Source organism: Comamonas thiooxydans (genome assembly GCF_000964545.1).
GTDB lineage: Bacteria > Pseudomonadota > Gammaproteobacteria > Burkholderiales > Burkholderiaceae_C > Comamonas > Comamonas thiooxydans.
In genome coordinates this window covers 414,373-429,756 of record NZ_BBVD01000002.1, presented here as the reverse complement: position 1 = coordinate 429,756, position 15,384 = coordinate 414,373, and the positions used below count along the sequence as shown (strand labels likewise).

The 15,384-nt window shown below is 63.1% G+C and carries 13 protein-coding genes and 1 riboswitch; of the genes, 12 read left to right on the top strand and 1 reads right to left on the bottom strand.

The annotated features are described in order from the left end of the window. Window positions 1–39 precede the first annotated feature (39 nt). The 7 genes from Cth01_RS03430 to Cth01_RS03400 all read left to right on the top strand — a co-directional run bounded on the left by Cth01_RS03430 (window position 40) and on the right by Cth01_RS03400 (window position 9,226). Window positions 40–927, top strand: coding sequence for a TorF family putative porin (locus Cth01_RS03430; protein ID WP_045838524.1), 888 nt, complete (start codon window positions 40–42; stop codon window positions 925–927). A 29-nt stretch (window positions 928–956) separates the two neighbouring features. Beyond that, entirely contained in the window at window positions 957–3,650 is a 2,694-nt protein-coding gene (locus tag Cth01_RS03425) for a DUF4118 domain-containing protein (RefSeq protein WP_045838523.1), read from the top strand. Window positions 3,651–3,685: 35 nt separating this feature from the next. After that, a complete protein-coding gene (locus tag Cth01_RS03420) occupies window positions 3,686–4,393 on the top strand; it encodes a response regulator (protein ID WP_045838522.1) in 708 nt (235 codons plus the stop codon). Between the two features lie 18 nt (window positions 4,394–4,411). Then, window positions 4,412–4,509, top strand: a riboswitch (S-adenosyl-L-homocysteine riboswitch). A 76-nt stretch (window positions 4,510–4,585) separates the two neighbouring features. Beyond that, window positions 4,586–6,016 (top strand): adenosylhomocysteinase, encoded by a 1,431-nt coding sequence (gene ahcY / locus Cth01_RS03415; protein WP_045838521.1) that lies wholly within the window; start codon window positions 4,586–4,588, stop codon window positions 6,014–6,016. A 291-nt stretch (window positions 6,017–6,307) separates the two neighbouring features. Next, window positions 6,308–7,504: a TlyA family RNA methyltransferase gene (locus tag Cth01_RS03410; protein ID WP_034379250.1), complete on the top strand. Its 1,197-nt coding sequence runs from the start codon at window positions 6,308–6,310 to the stop codon at window positions 7,502–7,504. Window positions 7,505–7,581: 77 nt separating this feature from the next. Further along, on the top strand, window positions 7,582–8,409 hold the full coding sequence (gene metF / locus Cth01_RS03405) for a methylenetetrahydrofolate reductase [NAD(P)H] (RefSeq protein ID WP_003061724.1): 828 nt from the start codon (window positions 7,582–7,584) through the stop codon (window positions 8,407–8,409). 139 nt (window positions 8,410–8,548) lie between these two features. Further along, the gene (locus Cth01_RS03400; RefSeq protein WP_045838520.1) at window positions 8,549–9,226 is read left to right on the top strand and encodes a septal ring lytic transglycosylase RlpA family protein; all 678 of its coding nucleotides are present in this window, start codon (window positions 8,549–8,551) and stop codon (window positions 9,224–9,226) included. Between the two features lie 89 nt (window positions 9,227–9,315). Here the strand turns inward: Cth01_RS03400 and Cth01_RS03395 are convergent, their stop codons facing one another. Beyond that, window positions 9,316–10,182, bottom strand: coding sequence for a 23S rRNA (adenine(2030)-N(6))-methyltransferase RlmJ (locus Cth01_RS03395; protein WP_045838519.1), 867 nt, complete (start codon window positions 10,180–10,182; stop codon window positions 9,316–9,318). 332 nt (window positions 10,183–10,514) lie between these two features. On the opposite strand from Cth01_RS03395, the gene rplM reads away from it, so the two are divergent. The 5 genes from rplM (at window position 10,515) to xdhA (ending at window position 15,384) form a co-directional block, all read left to right on the top strand. Then, the gene (gene rplM / locus Cth01_RS03390; RefSeq protein ID WP_003059004.1) at window positions 10,515–10,943 is read left to right on the top strand and encodes a 50S ribosomal protein L13; all 429 of its coding nucleotides are present in this window, start codon (window positions 10,515–10,517) and stop codon (window positions 10,941–10,943) included. Window positions 10,944–10,953: 10 nt separating this feature from the next. Continuing rightward, a complete protein-coding gene (rpsI, locus tag Cth01_RS03385) occupies window positions 10,954–11,346 on the top strand; it encodes a 30S ribosomal protein S9 (RefSeq protein ID WP_003059002.1) in 393 nt (130 codons plus the stop codon). Between the two features lie 212 nt (window positions 11,347–11,558). Further along, a complete protein-coding gene (gene erpA / locus Cth01_RS03380) occupies window positions 11,559–11,924 on the top strand; it encodes an iron-sulfur cluster insertion protein ErpA (protein ID WP_003059000.1) in 366 nt (121 codons plus the stop codon). 64 nt (window positions 11,925–11,988) lie between these two features. Beyond that, a complete protein-coding gene (mdtD, locus tag Cth01_RS03375) occupies window positions 11,989–13,461 on the top strand; it encodes a multidrug transporter subunit MdtD (RefSeq protein WP_267884600.1) in 1,473 nt (490 codons plus the stop codon). A gap of 318 nt (window positions 13,462–13,779) precedes the next feature. Continuing rightward, entirely contained in the window at window positions 13,780–15,384 is a 1,605-nt protein-coding gene (gene xdhA, locus Cth01_RS03370; protein ID WP_045838517.1) for a xanthine dehydrogenase small subunit, read from the top strand.

The following is a 15,384-nucleotide window of genomic DNA, read 5'->3' as shown; positions in this document are numbered from 1 at the left end:
CTGCGGACGCGGCAAGTCTGATCTGTTTGCTTCACCATCATGCGTCTCTCACATCCCCAAAAACCATTTCACGCCTCGCGCTCCTGGGTCATCGGCTCTGCGTTGCTGATGATTGCCTTGAGCTGTGCGAAGCCCTCTGCTGCCGAGGAAACAAAAGCGCAATCTGTTTCTGAAAGCTCAGCTCCTGCGCAGGCCGACAGCAGGTCTTCCCTGACCGGCTCGCTGAGCCTGATCAGTGACTACCGCTTTCGCGGCATCTCGCAGACCTGGCAGGGTGCGGCCGTGCAGGGCGCAGTGGAGCTGGCCTTGCCCAAGGGCTTCTATCTGGGCACGTCGCTGTCCAATGTCTCAACCAACAGCTACGGCCGGGGCCAGGGGCTGGAGCACGATATCTATGGTGGCTGGCGCGGCGAGCTCGTGCCTGACTGGCTGCTGGATGCCGGGCTTTTGCAGTACCGCTATCCCGGCGCACGCCTGGGCGCAAGCGATGGCAGCAGCAAACGCTTTGACACCACCGAGCTCTATCTGGGAGCGACTCATGGTGGTCTGAGCATCAAATGGTCCGTGGCACTGACGCCTTATTTCGGCCTGGGCGAGAGTACCGCCGACTCGGCGTTCGCCACTGCGCTGCAGCCGGCAGGCAGCAGCCGCGGCAGCCAGTATCTGGATCTGAACTATCAGCATCCGCTGGGCGATCTCGCCACCTTGGGCCTGCATGGCGGCTATACCTGGGTGCGCAATTACAGCGATGTTTCCTATGCCGACTGGCGCATCTCGCTATCCAGGGCCTGGGGCCCATGGACTGCATCGCTTGCGTACGCGGGTACCTCGGCCGATGCCAGGTACTACAGCGCCGTCAACAGTCGTGGCCAATGGCGTGATCTGGCACGCAGCGGCTGGCTGCTGGGCCTGAGTGCCGGGTTCTGACCGGACTTGAGTGATACGCTGATCGCCTGATGCCTTCATCCACACCATCATCCGCAGCGCAGCGCCCCGACCCCGACGCGCTGGTCGCTCAACTGCAGGCAGATCGGCAGCGCGCCCATCTCGGCAAGCTGCGCATCTACTTTGGCTCCAATGCCGGAGTGGGCAAGACCTATTCCATGCTGGCGGCCGCGCAGCGCGAGCGGCAGGCCGGGCGCAAGGTTCTGGTGGGGCTGGTGGAGACGCATGGCCGTGCCGAGACCGAGCAGCAGTTGCACGACCTGGAGCTGCTACCGCGGCGCACGCTGGCCTACCAGGGCAGGCAGCTGGACGAGTTCGATCTGGATGCAGCTCTGGCACGCCGCCCGGAGGTGCTGCTGCTCGACGAGCTGGCGCACAGCAATGTGAGCGGCTCACGCCATCCCAAGCGCTGGCAGGATGTGCAGGAGCTGCTGGAGGCGGGTATCGAGGTGTGGACCACGCTCAATGTTCAGCATCTGGAAAGCCTGAACGATGTGGTGGGCGGCATTGTGGGCATACAGGTCCATGAGACCGTGCCCGACCATATCTTTGACGATGCCGACGAGGTCATCGTGGTCGACATCCCGCCAGAGGAACTGCTCAAGCGCCTCAAGTCGGGCAAGGTCTATCCGCTGGAGCAGGCCGAGCGGGCCTCGCGAAATTTCTTTCGCCAGGGCAATTTGCTGGCGCTGCGCGAGCTGGCCTTGCGCCGCACGGCCGATCGTGTCGATGAGGACATGCGTGACTACCGCCGCGAGCGCTCCATCGGCGATGTCTGGCCCACGCGCGAGCGCCTGCTGGTGGGCGTGGGCGGCCGCGCCGGTGACGATGCCCTGGTGCGCCAGGTGGCACGCCTGGCGAGAAGGCTGGAGGCTGACTGGGTGGTGGTCTATGTGGATGCGCCGGAGCGCCAGCATCGGCCTCGGGCAGCGCAGGAGGCCGTGCTCAAGACCCTGGCGCTGGCGGCGCGTCTGGGCGCGGAAACGGCCACCATCCCCGGCGCCCATGTGGCCCAGGCTCTGGTGGACTTTGCGCGTGAGCGCAATGCCAGTCATCTGGTGCTGGCGCGTGTGCATGAACCTTTGAGCCGCTGGCTGCGCTGGCGTGCCCCCAGCCTGTCCGAACAGATCGCTGCGCTGGATCCCGGCCTGGACGTGCTGCTGCTGTCCGTCAAGCAAAGCAAGAACGAGAGCACCTTGCGATTGCCGGCGGCGCGTGAAAAGAACATTCCGTGGAAGGGCTATGCGGGCGTGACCCTGGCTTGCCTGGCCGCTACAGCGGTGGCGGAGCTGCTGCTGCGAGTGTTCGATCCTGCCAATGTCGTCATGCTTTTCCTGCTGGTGGTGGTGCTGTCCGCCGTACGCTGGGGACGCGGCCCCGGAGCATGGGCGGCCCTGCTGTCGGTGCTGCTGTTCGATTTCTACTTTGTGCCGCCGCGCAACTCCTTCAGCGTCAACGATACGCAATACCTGTTCACCTTCAGCCTGATGCTGGGTGTGGCCCTGGTCTGCGGCCAGCTGACGGCGCGGCTGCGCCACGAGGCGCGCGTGGCAGCAGAGCGCGAAAGGCGGGCCGGCGCGCTGGCCAGGCTGGCGCGTGACCTGTCGGGTGCGCTGACGCAGGAGCAGGTCACGCAGATCGCGCTGACCACGATTTCAGGCGTTTTCGATGCCCAGACCGGGCTGCTGGTGCCCGATGCCGATGAGCGCCTGCAGCTGGCGCCTGGCAGCGAAGCTCAGATCGACACCAGCGTGGGTCGCTGGAGCATGGAGCATGGCCAGATGGCCGGCCATGGAACCGATACCCTGGCAGCTGCGCCGGCACTTTATGTGCCACTGATGGCGCCCGTGCGCTCGCGCGGCGTGCTGGTACTGCAGTTGCGTGCGCCGCAGAAGTTGCGGGTGCCCGAGGAGCGCCGTCTGCTTGAAGCCTGTGCCAGTCAGATTGCCCTGGCATTGGAGCGTGTGCATTTTGTGGAGGTTGCGCAGCAGACCCAGATCGCCATGGAGGGCGAGCGCATGCGCAACACCTTACTCTCGGCCGTCTCGCATGATCTGCGCACGCCGCTGACGGGCATCCTGGGCGCGGCCCAGGCGGCCTTGCCACATGCGCCGCAGGGGCCGGCGCATCACATGCTGGTGCAGATTCGCAATCAGGCACAGGCGCTGCAGCAACTGGTGGACAACCTGCTGGCCATGGCGCGCCTGCAGCAAGGCGGCGTACAGCTCAAGCGCGAATGGCTGCCGGTGGACGAGCTGGTGGGCAGCGCGCTGGCGCAGATGCGCGAGCGACTGGCCGCTCATGCGCTGCAGACCTCGCTGCCGGCCGATCTGCCCTTGCTGCAGCTCGATGCCGTGCTGATGGAGCGTGTGCTGGTCAATCTGCTGGACAACGCCATCAAGTACACGCCCGAAGGCACGACGATTACCGTGGCAGCCAGCGTGGCCGATGGCGACTGCGTGCTGAGCGTGCAGGACGCAGGGCCGGGCCTGCCCGTGCATCTGTCGGCTGAGCAACTGTTCGAGCCCTTCACGCGTGGGCAGGCGGAGAGTGCCGTGTTCGGCATGGGGCTCGGCCTGGCTCTGGCTCAGCGGATTGTGCAAGCCCATGGCGGCAGATTGCGGGTTGCACAGGCAGAGCCCGGTCCGGGCACCGTCTTCAGCGTACACCTGCCCGTGCCCGAGCAGCCGGCCATGGACGAATGAGCCGACAATCTCGTGCATCACATGCAAATCCGAACATGACAAGCGCCGCACCCCGCATTTTGCTGATTGAAGACGACGCCAGCATCCGCCGCTTTGTGCGCCTGGCATTGGAGGACGAAGGCTGGCAGGTGTTCGAGTCAGAAACCGCCAGGCGCGGCCTGATCGAGGCCGCCAGCCGCCAGCCCGACGCCGTGGTGCTGGACCTGGGGCTGCCCGATGCCGATGGCAAGACCGTGATTGCCGAGCTGCGCGCCTGGAGCCAGTTACCGATTTTGATTCTGTCCGCGCGCGAGCGGGAAGAGGACAAGGTGGCGGCGCTGGACGCCGGGGCCGATGACTACCTGACCAAGCCCTTCGGCGTGCCCGAGCTGCTGGCCAGGCTGCGCGTGATGCTGCGCCGCCGCCAGCAGGCGTCGGCGTCAGACAAGCCCGGCAGCTGTGCGCGTTTCGGAGCGGTGGTGGTGGATCTGGCGGCGCACGATGTCAGGCGCGACGGAGTGGCCGTGCACCTGACGCCCATAGAGTTCCGCCTGCTGGCGGCGCTGATTGCCGGCCATGGCAAGGTGCTGACGCATCGCCAACTGTTGCTGCAGGTCTGGGGCGCTGAATATCTGGACCGTCCCCACTATCTGCGCGTGCACATGGCCAATCTGCGCCAGAAGATAGAGCTCGATCCGGCCCAGCCCCGGCATTTGGTAACCGAGTTGCAAGTCGGTTATCGCTTGGTGGGCCTGGAAGGCTGATTCCTTTATAATCGCCGTCCATCCGAGGAGCGTTGCAGCGTTCCCCCGGCCAGCCATGAGCTGGTCTGCGCGGGGCGTGAGGCTCGGATTTCATCCCGCAACGACGCTCGCCCACGCTTTCTGTGCGGTGAGCCGGTTTATTCCCCCCTCTGCTGCAGAACGTGGTTTTTCATTCAAGATTTGGAGAAAACCATGAACGCTGCCGTGCGCTTCAACCCCGCTGATTCGGCCATTACCGATATTTCCCTGGCTGCCTGGGGCCGCAAGGAAATCAGGATCGCCGAAACCGAAATGCCCGGTCTGATGGCTGTGCGTGAAGAGTTCGCCGCTGCCCAGCCCCTGAAGGGCGCGCGCATCACGGGCTCGCTGCACATGACCATCCAGACCGCCGTGCTGATCGAGACGCTGACGGCACTGGGCGCACAAGTGCGCTGGGCCTCGTGCAACATCTTCTCGACCCAGGACCACGCTGCTGCCGCCATCGCCGAAACCGGCGTGCCTGTCTACGCCATCAAGGGTGAGTCGCTGGAAGACTACTGGAACTACACCCACTCCATCTTTGAATTCGGCGCCGCCGGCACCGAAGGCGAAGGCCCCAACATGATCCTGGACGACGGCGGCGACGCCACCATGCTCATGCACCTGGGCAAGCGTGCCGAGAAGGACCTGTCCGTGCTGGCCAACCCCGGTTCGGAAGAAGAACGCATCGTCTTCGCCGCCATCAAGGCCAAGCTGGCCGTGGACCCCACCTGGTATAGCCGCAAGTCGGCCCAGATCATGGGCGTGACCGAAGAGACCACCACCGGCGTGCACCGTCTCAACGAAATGTCGGCCAAGGGCACGCTGCTGTTCCGCGCCATCAACGTCAACGACTCGGTGACCAAGTCCAAGTTCGACAACCTGTACGGCTGCCGCGAATCGCTGGTGGACGGCATCAAGCGCGCCACCGACGTGATGATCGCCGGCAAGGTGGCTTGCGTGGCCGGCTATGGCGACGTGGGCAAGGGCTCGGCCCAGGCGCTGCGCGCACTGTCGGCCCAGGTGTGGGTGACCGAGATCGACCCCATCAACGCCCTGCAGGCCGCGATGGAAGGCTACAAGGTCGTGACCATGGAATATGCCGCCGACAAGTGCGACATCTTCGTGACCACCACCGGCAACAAGGACATCATCCGCCACGAGCACATGGTCGCGATGAAGGATCAGGCCATCGTCTGCAACATCGGTCACTTCGACAACGAAATCGATGTCGCATCGATCGAGAAGTACGAGTGGGAAGAGATCAAGCCCCAGGTTGACCACATCACCTTCCCCGATGGCAAGAAGATCATTCTGCTGGCCAAGGGCCGTCTGGTGAACCTGGGCTGCGCCACCGGCCACCCCAGCTTTGTGATGTCCAACTCCTTCGCCAACCAGACCCTGGCGCAGATCGAGCTGTTCACCCGCCCCGACGCCTACGAAGTGGGCAAGGTTTATGTGCTGCCCAAGATCCTGGACGAAAAGGTCGCCCGCCTGCACCTGAAGAAGGTCGGCGCCATGCTGACCGAACTGAGCGACGAGCAGGCCGCTTATATCGGCGTGAGCAAGCAAGGCCCTTACAAGCCTGAAACGTATCGCTATTAACTCCCCCTTAGGCGCTTTGCGCCTTCCCCCTCTCTGGCTTCGCCGGAGGGGGACGACAGCCTCGCTGCGGGGCGGCGGGGCCGCCTAGGCTCTTGCTCGCTGTCCCTTGTTTGGTGTGCGCCAGTATTGGGGCTGTGTTGATTTATTTGATAGCTTCTTGCGCTTGTCGTATCTTAATTTCAGATGAATTTCTGTCTGAAATTAAGACAGGGTAAGCGCAGGCAGCTATTAAAAAACAGATTTTCTTGCCTGCAGCGTATGGCTGCGGTTGATTTCAAAGGAAGCGACGCTATGCGCGCAGATGTTTTTTTGGTTGAAGCAGGTCATGCTGCCACCCGTTCCCAGGCCCAGCGCCTGATCGCCTCGGGTGTGGAGTGGCGGCTGACGCCGCTGGCGCCCTGGAAGAAAGTGGCCAAGAACGGCGATGACATTCCTGCCGGTGCCGAGCTGCAGCTGCTGGACGCCGCCGAGGCCAAATACATCTCGCGCGGCGGGCTCAAGCTCGAGGGCGCGCTGGCCGCGACCGGCCTCAGCGTCAAGGGCTTGCGCTGCCTGGATGTGGGCCAGAGCACGGGCGGCTTCACCGATTGCCTGCTGCAGGCCGGTGCGACCCAGGTCATCGGCCTCGACGTGGGCCACGGCCAGCTGCACGAGCGCCTGAAAAATGACGAACGCGTGGTCTGCGTCGAGGGCTTCAACGCCCGCGCGCTGACGCCCGAGCTGCTGGAGAAGGCCTGCGACGAGGCGCTGTGCGAAGTCATCGAGGAAGAAGAGGACAACGACACCCAGCCCGTCGCTCCCTATGCCTGGATGCGCAACGGCGGTCAGGTCGATGAAGACTATGACGACAGCGACGATGCCAAGGAACAGGATGTCGAGAGCTTCAAGGCCGAGCGCGCCGCCAAGGCCAAGGCCCGGGCCGAAGGTCTGGCTCCGGTGGAGTTGCGTCGCAAGCCCGGCACCGAAAATATCGACATCAGCCCGGCCTTTGATTTCGTGACTGGCGATCTGTCCTTTATCTCGCTGACTCTGGTGCTGCCTGCCGTGGTGCAGCTGCTCAAGCCCCATGGCCAGCTGCTGATGCTGGTCAAGCCCCAGTTCGAGCTGCAGCCCGGCCAGATCGGCAAGGGCGGCATCGTGCGCGACACGGCCTTGTACGCCGAGGTCGAAAAGCGCATTCGCGACTGCCTCGGAGATCTGGGGCTGAGCGTCAAGCAGTGGTTGGACTCGCCCATAGAGGGCGGCGACGGCAATCACGAATTCTTCGTCTGGGCCCAGCAGGGCGCCGAAGTCAAGGCTCCGGCCCCCGCTGCTGCCGACGAGGCCGCTGCGGCCAGGCCGGCCGTCAAGGCGGCCGCCAAGCGCCCTTCGCGTGCCGACATCAAGGCCCAGCGCGCCAAGCAGGAGCTGTATGAAGACCCCGAGGTGGCCAGCTTCGGCCAGCCCGGCCCGGCCCGCAGCAAGCAGAAAAAGCGCAACGAACGTTGAGCGTTGAGTAAAAAGCGTGGCGGGTGCCGAGCCTTCGACGCCCGCACATGATCCAGGATTCAGAGACATAGACCGCCATGAGCTTTCCCGTCAGCTTCGAGTTTTTCCCCACCAAGACGCCCGAGGGCGCTGCCAAGCATGTGGGCGTGCGCCAGGCCCTGTATGCGCGCAAGCCCGAGTTCTGCTCCGTGACCTATGGCGCGGGCGGCTCCACCCAGGCCGGCACCTTCACCATGGTGCGCGACATTCAGAACGAGGGTGTGGGCGCGGCCTCGCACTTCTCCTGCATCGGCGCCACGCATGAAAAAGTGCGCGCCGAGCTGAACGAACTCAAGGCCATGGGCGTCAAGCGCATCGTCGCCTTGCGCGGCGACCTGCCCAGCGGCTACGGCCTGGGCGGCGAGTTCCAGTACGCCAGCGATCTGGTGGCTTTCGTGCGCCAGGAGTTCGGCGACTGGTTTCACATCGAAGTCGCTGCCTATCCCGAAACTCACCCCCAAGCAAAGTCCCCTCGCAGCGATCTGGACGCATTTGTTGCTAAAGTGCGCGCTGGTGCAGATTCCGCCATCACGCAATACTTCTACAATGCCGACGCATACATGCGCTTTGTCGATGAGGTGAGGGCCCTGGGACTCGACGTGCCGGTCGTGCCAGGAATCATGCCGATTACCAGCTCTACGCAGCTGATGCGCTTCTCGGATGCATGTGGTGCCGAGATTCCGCGCTGGATTCGTCTGCGTCTGCAGGCGTTCGGAGATGACACCGCTTCCATTCGTGCGTTCGGTCTGGATGTCGTGACTCATCTATGCGAGCAGTTGCGCAGCCAGGGTGCTCCCGGGCTGCACTTCTATACGATGAACCAGAGCGTCGCCACTCTGGAGATCTGCGACCGTCTGGGCCTGTAAGCCAAAAGCTTGCCGGCCGCGAGGCGGCCGGTCTTGGGCGGCTCTCACTTGAGCTTTCAAGGAGATTGCGCCCGTGCAACCGAAATTTTGGCGCTTGCGTTGTTGTCAGTGGATAGGTCTTGCCGTCGTCACCGCGACCATGGCCGGCTGTGCTCCGCTGCAGGAAAAGTCCGAGGAACAGCCCCCCGTCGTTCAGAGCCAGCCCCGAAAAAAGGGCGCGCAGCCCACGGTCTCCGGCCCCCTGCTGCCCGACGCCTATGCGCGCAGCAACTATCGCGACAAAGGCCTGGGCGTCAAGGCCAACAAGCCTGCGGATGCCGACAAGGCAGACCTGCCCGAAGACAGCAGCAAGTACGAGCTGAGCCCTCCGCGAGAAAGCGACCAGGAGGGCCTGGCCTCCTGGTATGGCGGGCAGTTCCACGGCCGCAAGACGGCCAGCGGCGAGCGCTTTGACAGCATGGATATGACGGCAGCGCACAAGACCCTGCCTTTCGGAACGCGCGTTTGCGTGCGCAGCTCCGTGACCGGCAAGAGCGTGGTGGTGCGTATCAATGACCGCGGCCCCTTCGCGCCAGGTCGCATCATCGACCTGAGCAAGGCCGCAGCCCAGGAGCTGGGCATGCTGGGCCTGGGCATCAAGCCCGTGGAGCTGTGGCAGCTGGACGCCGATGAGGACGAGTGCCCGGCCACGCTCAATGCTTCGGGCAAGAAGCGCCATCCCAGTGTGGTGCAGGGCGCTTCCGCCTCCAAGACGCGCGCAGCATCCGCGAATCAGCCCGCGCGCAAGGTCTCCCAGACCGCCAAGCGCAAGCGCTGAACCATTGTTGCTGTTGAAGGGGGGCAGCCGGTGAAGCTGGCGCGCCCGGACTGCAGAGGGCCGGCAAGGGCCGGCCTACAGCCGCGCAGTTAGCCGCCAGACTCCAGCGTAAAGCCTGCATTGCTGTCCTGACCCAGCAGCTTGACCAGCTGCGGCATGGCGGGCTTGAGCTGATCCTTGAGATTGAACGGCGGGTTGATCAGAAACATGCCGCTGGCGGGCAGGCCGCCGCGTTCTGAGGTCTTGTTGCTCTTGACCGTGAGCGTTGCATGCAGCCAGCTCTTGCCGGCCTTGGTTGCCATGGTCTTGAGCCGCTTGGGCAGATCGTGGGCCTCGGGGCGCGGGATGATGGGGTACCAGACGGCGTAAGTGCCTGTGGGAAAGCGCTTGAGACCGTCCGCCGCCATGTCCAGCACGCGGCCGTAGTCGGTCTTCAATTCGTAGCTCGGATCGCAGAGCAGCAAGGCGCGGCGCGATGGCGGAGGCAGGAATTTCTTCACGCCTTCGAAACCATCCTCATGCAGGATGGCGACCTGGCGCCTGACTTCCAGCTGGGCCATGTTGCCGGTCAGAGAGCGCATGTCCGTGGGGTGCAGCTCAAAGGCCTTGAGACGGTCATGGCCGCGCAGCAGCGCCTGGGTGATGAAGGGCGAGCCGGGATAGTTGCGGATGGCATTGCCCTGGTTGAAGCGACGCACCATCTGAAGATAGTCCTGCAGCACAGGGGCCAGCTCGGCCTCCTTGACGGCAGCCAGGCGCAGCACGCCTTCCTCGGCCTCGCCGCTCTTGCTGGCGTAGTCGCCGTCCAGGCGGTACAGGCCGGCGCCGCCGTGGGTGTCGAGCACCGTCAGCGCAGCCTCTTTTTGCGTGAGGTATTGCACGGTGGCAATCAGAACGGTGTGCTTGAGCACATCGGCGTGATTGCCTGCATGGAAGGCGTGGCGGTAACTGAACATAGAAATGGATGGTAACCAGCAGGGCAAGAGGGGAACAGCACTTTTTACCCTGTGGTCTTTAAAGGCTGTCGGCGCCTGGATGCAGAGGGAGAAACAGGCACTAGGGGCTGTTTCACAACAGGCTGCTGCACGAAAACACGCAGATTCTGGCGTTTTTGTATAATGGCGGGCTTCGCAGCGATTTTATGGTTCCCGCGGCGAAGGCTTGGGTCAAGTTTAAATTGGTCCGAGTAACCCCGCCTAAGAGGCTTCCTTTAAAAGACCTGTCTTTTTCAAGAAGAAGCACCGACCGCGGAAAAGGGACCGCCAAACCTTCTTGAAAGAGAAAACTCATGTCTACATTCAGCGCAAAGCCCGCTGAGGTGCAACACGAGTGGTTTGTGATTGACGCCACCGATAAGGTGCTCGGACGTGTCGCCAGCGAAGTGGCACTCCGTCTGCGCGGCAAGCACAAGGCCATTTACACACCTCACGTTGACACCGGTGACTACATCGTCATCATCAACGCCTCCAAGCTCAAGGTCACTGGTACCAAGAACCTGGACAAGGTGTACTACCGTCACTCCGGTTTCCCCGGCGGCATCACTGCCACCAACTTCCGCGACCTGCAAGCCAAGTTCCCTGGCCGTGCTCTCGAGAAGGCCGTCAAGGGCATGCTGCCCAAGGGTCCTCTGGGCTACGCCATGATCAAGAAGCTGAAGGTTTACGGCGGTGCTGAGCACCCCCATACCGCACAGCAGCCTAAGGCTCTGGAAATCTAAGGAGACCTAGATGATTGGTGATTGGAACAATGGCACAGGCCGTCGCAAGTCCAGCGTCGCTCGCGTGTTTCTGAAGAAGGGCTCCGGCAAGATTACTGTGAATGGCAAGGACATTCAGCAGTACTTTGGTCGCGAAACCTCCATCATGATCGCAAAGCAACCCCTGGTTCTGACTGAGAACCTGGAGACTTTCGACATTCAAGTGAACGTCCATGGCGGCGGCGAATCCGGTCAAGCCGGTGCAACCCGTCACGGCATCACCCGTGCCCTGATCGACTATGACGCAGCTCTGAAGCCTGCACTGAGCCAAGCCGGCTTCGTGACTCGCGACGCTCGTGAAGTCGAACGTAAGAAGGTCGGTCTGCACTCCGCACGCCGCGCCAAGCAGTTCTCGAAGCGTTAATCCGTTTCCCCTGCAGAAAGGGCTCTTCGGAGTCCTTTCACGAAAAAACCGCCTCGAATGCAAGTTCCTGGCGGTTTTTTCATGGGCGGTCGCAGCCTTGTCCAGCGCTTGCGCAAAGCCCCCACTTGCACTGGCGACAAAGAGATACGGCCGGTATTCCCGAGCCCCTTGCTGTACCATTTCAGGCAATCAAGAAACTACGGAGTAATGCCATGAGCGCCGTTGCTGAAACCACGACCACCGAAATGCCTTCCCCCATCGTCTTCACCGACAGCGCTGCTGCCAAGGTGGCCGACCTGATTGCCGAAGAAGGCAATCCCGATCTGAAGCTGCGCGTTTTTGTGCAAGGTGGTGGCTGCTCCGGTTTCCAGTACGGTTTCACCTTCGACGAGATCACCAACGACGACGACACCACCATGACCAAGAACGGTGTCTCGCTGCTGATCGACTCCATGAGCTATCAGTATCTGGTGGGCGCCGAGATCGACTACAAGGAAGACCTGCAAGGCGCTCAGTTCGTGATCAAGAACCCCAATGCCTCGACCACCTGCGGCTGCGGCTCCAGCTTCTCGGTCTGAGTGAAATGATTGTCCGCGCGCCGGCCGCTTTGGTCTGGCGCTCGCATATTGCTTAAGCCGCTGCTTGTCAGCGGCTTTTTTGTTGCCTTGCCGACTCGTTCCGGAGCTGCCCATGGGTGAGATGCCCACCGCGCACCATAGTGCCCCCCATAAAGAAAGACTGCTGTGGCTGGTGGCCATAGGCTTTTTCATGCAGTCGCTGGACGCGACCATTCTCAACACGGCGTTGCCGGCCATGGCGACCGAGCTGGGCGAGAGCCCGATGAAGATGCAGTCCGTCATCGTGGCCTATGCGCTGACCACGGCCATGCTGATCCCGGCCACGGGCTGGGTGGCCGACCGCTTTGGCACGCGGCGCGTTTACGGCTGGGCGATAGGCCTGTTTGTGCTGGGCTCGGTGTTGTGCGCACTCTCGCCCAGTCTGCCGTTTCTGATCGCGGCACGCGTGGTGCAGGGCGTGGGCGGCGCCATGATGCTGCCCGTGGGGCGGCTGGCCGTGCTGCGTACCTATCCGCGTGGCGAGTTCATTCGTGCCATGAGCTTCATCGCCATACCGGGCCAGGTCGGCCCGCTGCTGGGGCCTACCCTGGGCGGCTGGATGGTGGAGTACGCCAGCTGGCACTGGATCTTCTGGATCAATGTGCCCGTGGGACTGATAGGGCTGTGGGCCACCTGGCGCTGGTTTCCGCGCAGCGCGCCCGTGGCCGTGCACCGCTTTGACGGCAAGGGCTATGCCATGCTGGCCTTCGGCATGGTGGCGATTTCCATTGCGCTGGACGGCTTGTCCGGCATGGGGCTGGGCATGGCGCTGGTGGTGGTGCTCATGGTGTTCGGCCTGGCCAGTCTGGCCAGCTACTGGATGCATGCGCTGCGCGTGGACGAGCCGTTGTTTGCGCCGGGCCTGTTCAAGGTGCGCTCGCTGCGCGTTGGCCTGCTGGGCAATCTGTTCACGCGTTTCGGCAGCGGTGCCGCGCCGTTCCTGATCCCGCTGATGCTGCAGGTCGGCCTCAAGATGTCGCCCATGAACGCGGGCCTGATGATGCTGGCCACCGTCACCGGCAGCATGCTGGTCAAGCGCATTGCCGTGCGCACGGTGCAGCGCTTTGGCTACAAGCGCGTGCTGCAGGTCAATTCGGTGATGCTGGCAGTGATGCTGGCCTCCTTCGGGCTGGTGGTGCCTGGAACGCCGGTCTGGCTGCTGCTGGTGCAGCTGTTCATCTTCGGCGGCTTCAACTCCATGCAGTTCTCGGCCATGAATTCGGTCACGCTCAAGGACATGGAGGGCGAGTCTGCGAGCAGCGGCAACAGCCTGCTGTCCATGGTGCAGATGCTGGCCATGAGCATGGGCGTGGCACTGGCCGGAGCCTTGCTGACGGGCTTCAGCGATATGTGGCCGGCGCACAGCGACGAGCGCATGCAGGCCATTCGCGCCACCTTTGTGACGGTGGCATTGATGACGCTGGCGGCGACGCTGGTGTTCAGCCAGCTCGATGCCGACGAGCCTGTGCGCCCGGCTCCGGATGGTGGCGACGCTTGAAAATTTGATAGCTTGTAGCGCTTGTCAATAAAAGATTTCAGATTGTTTTCAATTTGAAGTCATTGATTAAAAGGCGCTATTAGCTATTGATAGGGGAGCGCGACTTGGCCCCCACCTCCTGGGACTTACCCGTAGGGAACCGGGTTTTGTACGGGTTCACCCTTGATTTTGGTCACGGATATATGACGCGCTACATAGCCCCTATGAGCGCGTCTGTATGAGAAGCTGCCCATGCAGGCGTAGCCTTCGATCTTGACGAATGCTGCGTTTGGAATGCATCTTGCATGCAGGCATTCAATCTCACCCTGTCCCACGATCATGAGCACCAGTCAGAACTCTCAACCGATACGCTTCTTCCACCGCGGCGAGGTGGTGGAAGTGCAAGGCCCGCACCCCACACGCTCCGTGCTCCAATGGCTGCGCGAGGATGCCCATTGCACCGGCACCAAGGAAGGCTGCAACGAAGGCGACTGCGGTGCCTGCACGGTAGTCATCGGCGAGCTGGCCGAAGCCGGCGATACCGAGGCCGTCAACGGCCTGCGCCTGCAGACCGTCAATGCCTGCATTCAGTTTCTGCCCAGCCTGCATGGCAAGGCCTTGTTCACGGTGGAAGACCTCAAGAGCCAGTGCGCGGGCAAGTCTGCCTGCGCCGGCAAGCCCGCAGGCCCGCAAAGCCTGCATCCGGTACAGCAGGCCATGGTGGAGTGCCATGGTTCGCAATGCGGCTTCTGCACGCCCGGCATCGTGATGACGCTGTGGTCGGCCTATGAGCATCACCAGCAGCAGGGCAGCGAGCCCACGCGTCAGCAACTGGCCGACGAACTCTCGGGCAATCTGTGCCGCTGCACGGGCTACCGCCCGATTCTCGATGCCGGTCAGCGCATGTTCGATCTGCCTGCCGTGCGTCTGGATACGGCGCCCGTGGTGGCTGCACTGCAAGGCCTGCAGGCTGGCAATGCAGGGCTGAACTATGCGGCGCCCCAGGGCCTGCGCACCGACTTCTTCCATGCTCCGCGCACGCTGGCGGATCTGGCTAGCCTGTGCGAGGCCAAGCCCAAGGCGCGCATCGTGGCAGGCTCCACCGATGTGGGACTCTGGGTCAACAAGCAGTTCCGCGATTTGGGCGACATGATTTACGTCGGCGATGTGGCCGAGATGAAGCGCATTGAAGTGCGGCCCGACGCCGAGGGCGGCGAGCTGTACATCGGCGCCGGGGCTTCGCTGGAATCGGCCTGGAGCGCGCTGGTGAAGCGCTGGCCCAGTCTGACCGATGTCTGGCTGCGCTTTGCTTCCACGCCCATCCGCCACGCGGGAACCATGGGCGGCAATGTGGCCAATGGTTCGCCTATCGGCGATTCGCCACCGGTGCTGATGGCGCTGGATGCCCAGATCGAGCTGCGCAAGGGCGAGCGTGTGCGCCGCATGCCGCTGACGGAGTTCTATCTGGACTATATGAAGAACCAGCTGGAGCCAGGCGAGTTCGTGCAGGCCCTGGCTGTGCCGCTGGCGGCCATGCAGCGCCAGGTGCGCGGCTACAAGATCAGCAAGCGCTTCGACTGCGATATCTCTGCCCTGTGCGCCGGCTTTGCCATTGAGCTCGATGGCGAGATCGTGCAATCCATCAGGCTGGCATTCGGCGGCATGGCCGCCACGGTCAAAAGAGCGGCGGCAGCCGAAGCGGCCCTGCTGGGCAAGCCCTGGAGCCTTGAAAACGTGAAGGCCGCGCAGGCCGCGCTGGCCCAGGATTTCAAGCCCATGAGCGATATGCGCGCCAGCGCCGATTACCGCCTCAAGGTGGCGCAGAACCTGATCCAGCGTCTGTGGCTGGAAACGCGCGCCGATCAGCCGCAGGGCACTGATGCGACCAGTGTCTGGAGCGTGATGCCCCACGTCGTTCCCGCCGCCGTGGAGCAAGGAGTCTGA

Bases quoted from the DNA above. Each gene is read 5' to 3' on its own strand.
- Cth01_RS03430 (WP_045838524.1), top strand. From the start codon at position 40: ATGCGTCTCTCACATCCCCAAAAACCATTTCACGCCTCGCGCTCCTGG.
- rpsI (WP_003059002.1), top strand. From the start codon at position 10,954: ATGATTGGTGATTGGAACAATGGCACAGGCCGTCGCAAGTCCAGCGTC.
- ahcY (WP_045838521.1), top strand. From the start codon at position 4,586: ATGAACGCTGCCGTGCGCTTCAACCCCGCTGATTCGGCCATTACCGAT.
- Cth01_RS03420 (WP_045838522.1), top strand. From the start codon at position 3,686: ATGACAAGCGCCGCACCCCGCATTTTGCTGATTGAAGACGACGCCAGC.
- erpA (WP_003059000.1), top strand. From the start codon at position 11,559: ATGAGCGCCGTTGCTGAAACCACGACCACCGAAATGCCTTCCCCCATC.
- Cth01_RS03395 (WP_045838519.1), bottom strand. From the start codon at position 10,182: ATGTTCAGTTACCGCCACGCCTTCCATGCAGGCAATCACGCCGATGTG.
- xdhA (WP_045838517.1), top strand. From the start codon at position 13,780: ATGAGCACCAGTCAGAACTCTCAACCGATACGCTTCTTCCACCGCGGC.
- Cth01_RS03425 (WP_045838523.1), top strand. From the start codon at position 957: ATGCCTTCATCCACACCATCATCCGCAGCGCAGCGCCCCGACCCCGAC.
- Cth01_RS03400 (WP_045838520.1), top strand. From the start codon at position 8,549: ATGGCCGGCTGTGCTCCGCTGCAGGAAAAGTCCGAGGAACAGCCCCCC.
- rplM (WP_003059004.1), top strand. From the start codon at position 10,515: ATGTCTACATTCAGCGCAAAGCCCGCTGAGGTGCAACACGAGTGGTTT.
- metF (WP_003061724.1), top strand. From the start codon at position 7,582: ATGAGCTTTCCCGTCAGCTTCGAGTTTTTCCCCACCAAGACGCCCGAG.
- Cth01_RS03410 (WP_034379250.1), top strand. From the start codon at position 6,308: ATGCGCGCAGATGTTTTTTTGGTTGAAGCAGGTCATGCTGCCACCCGT.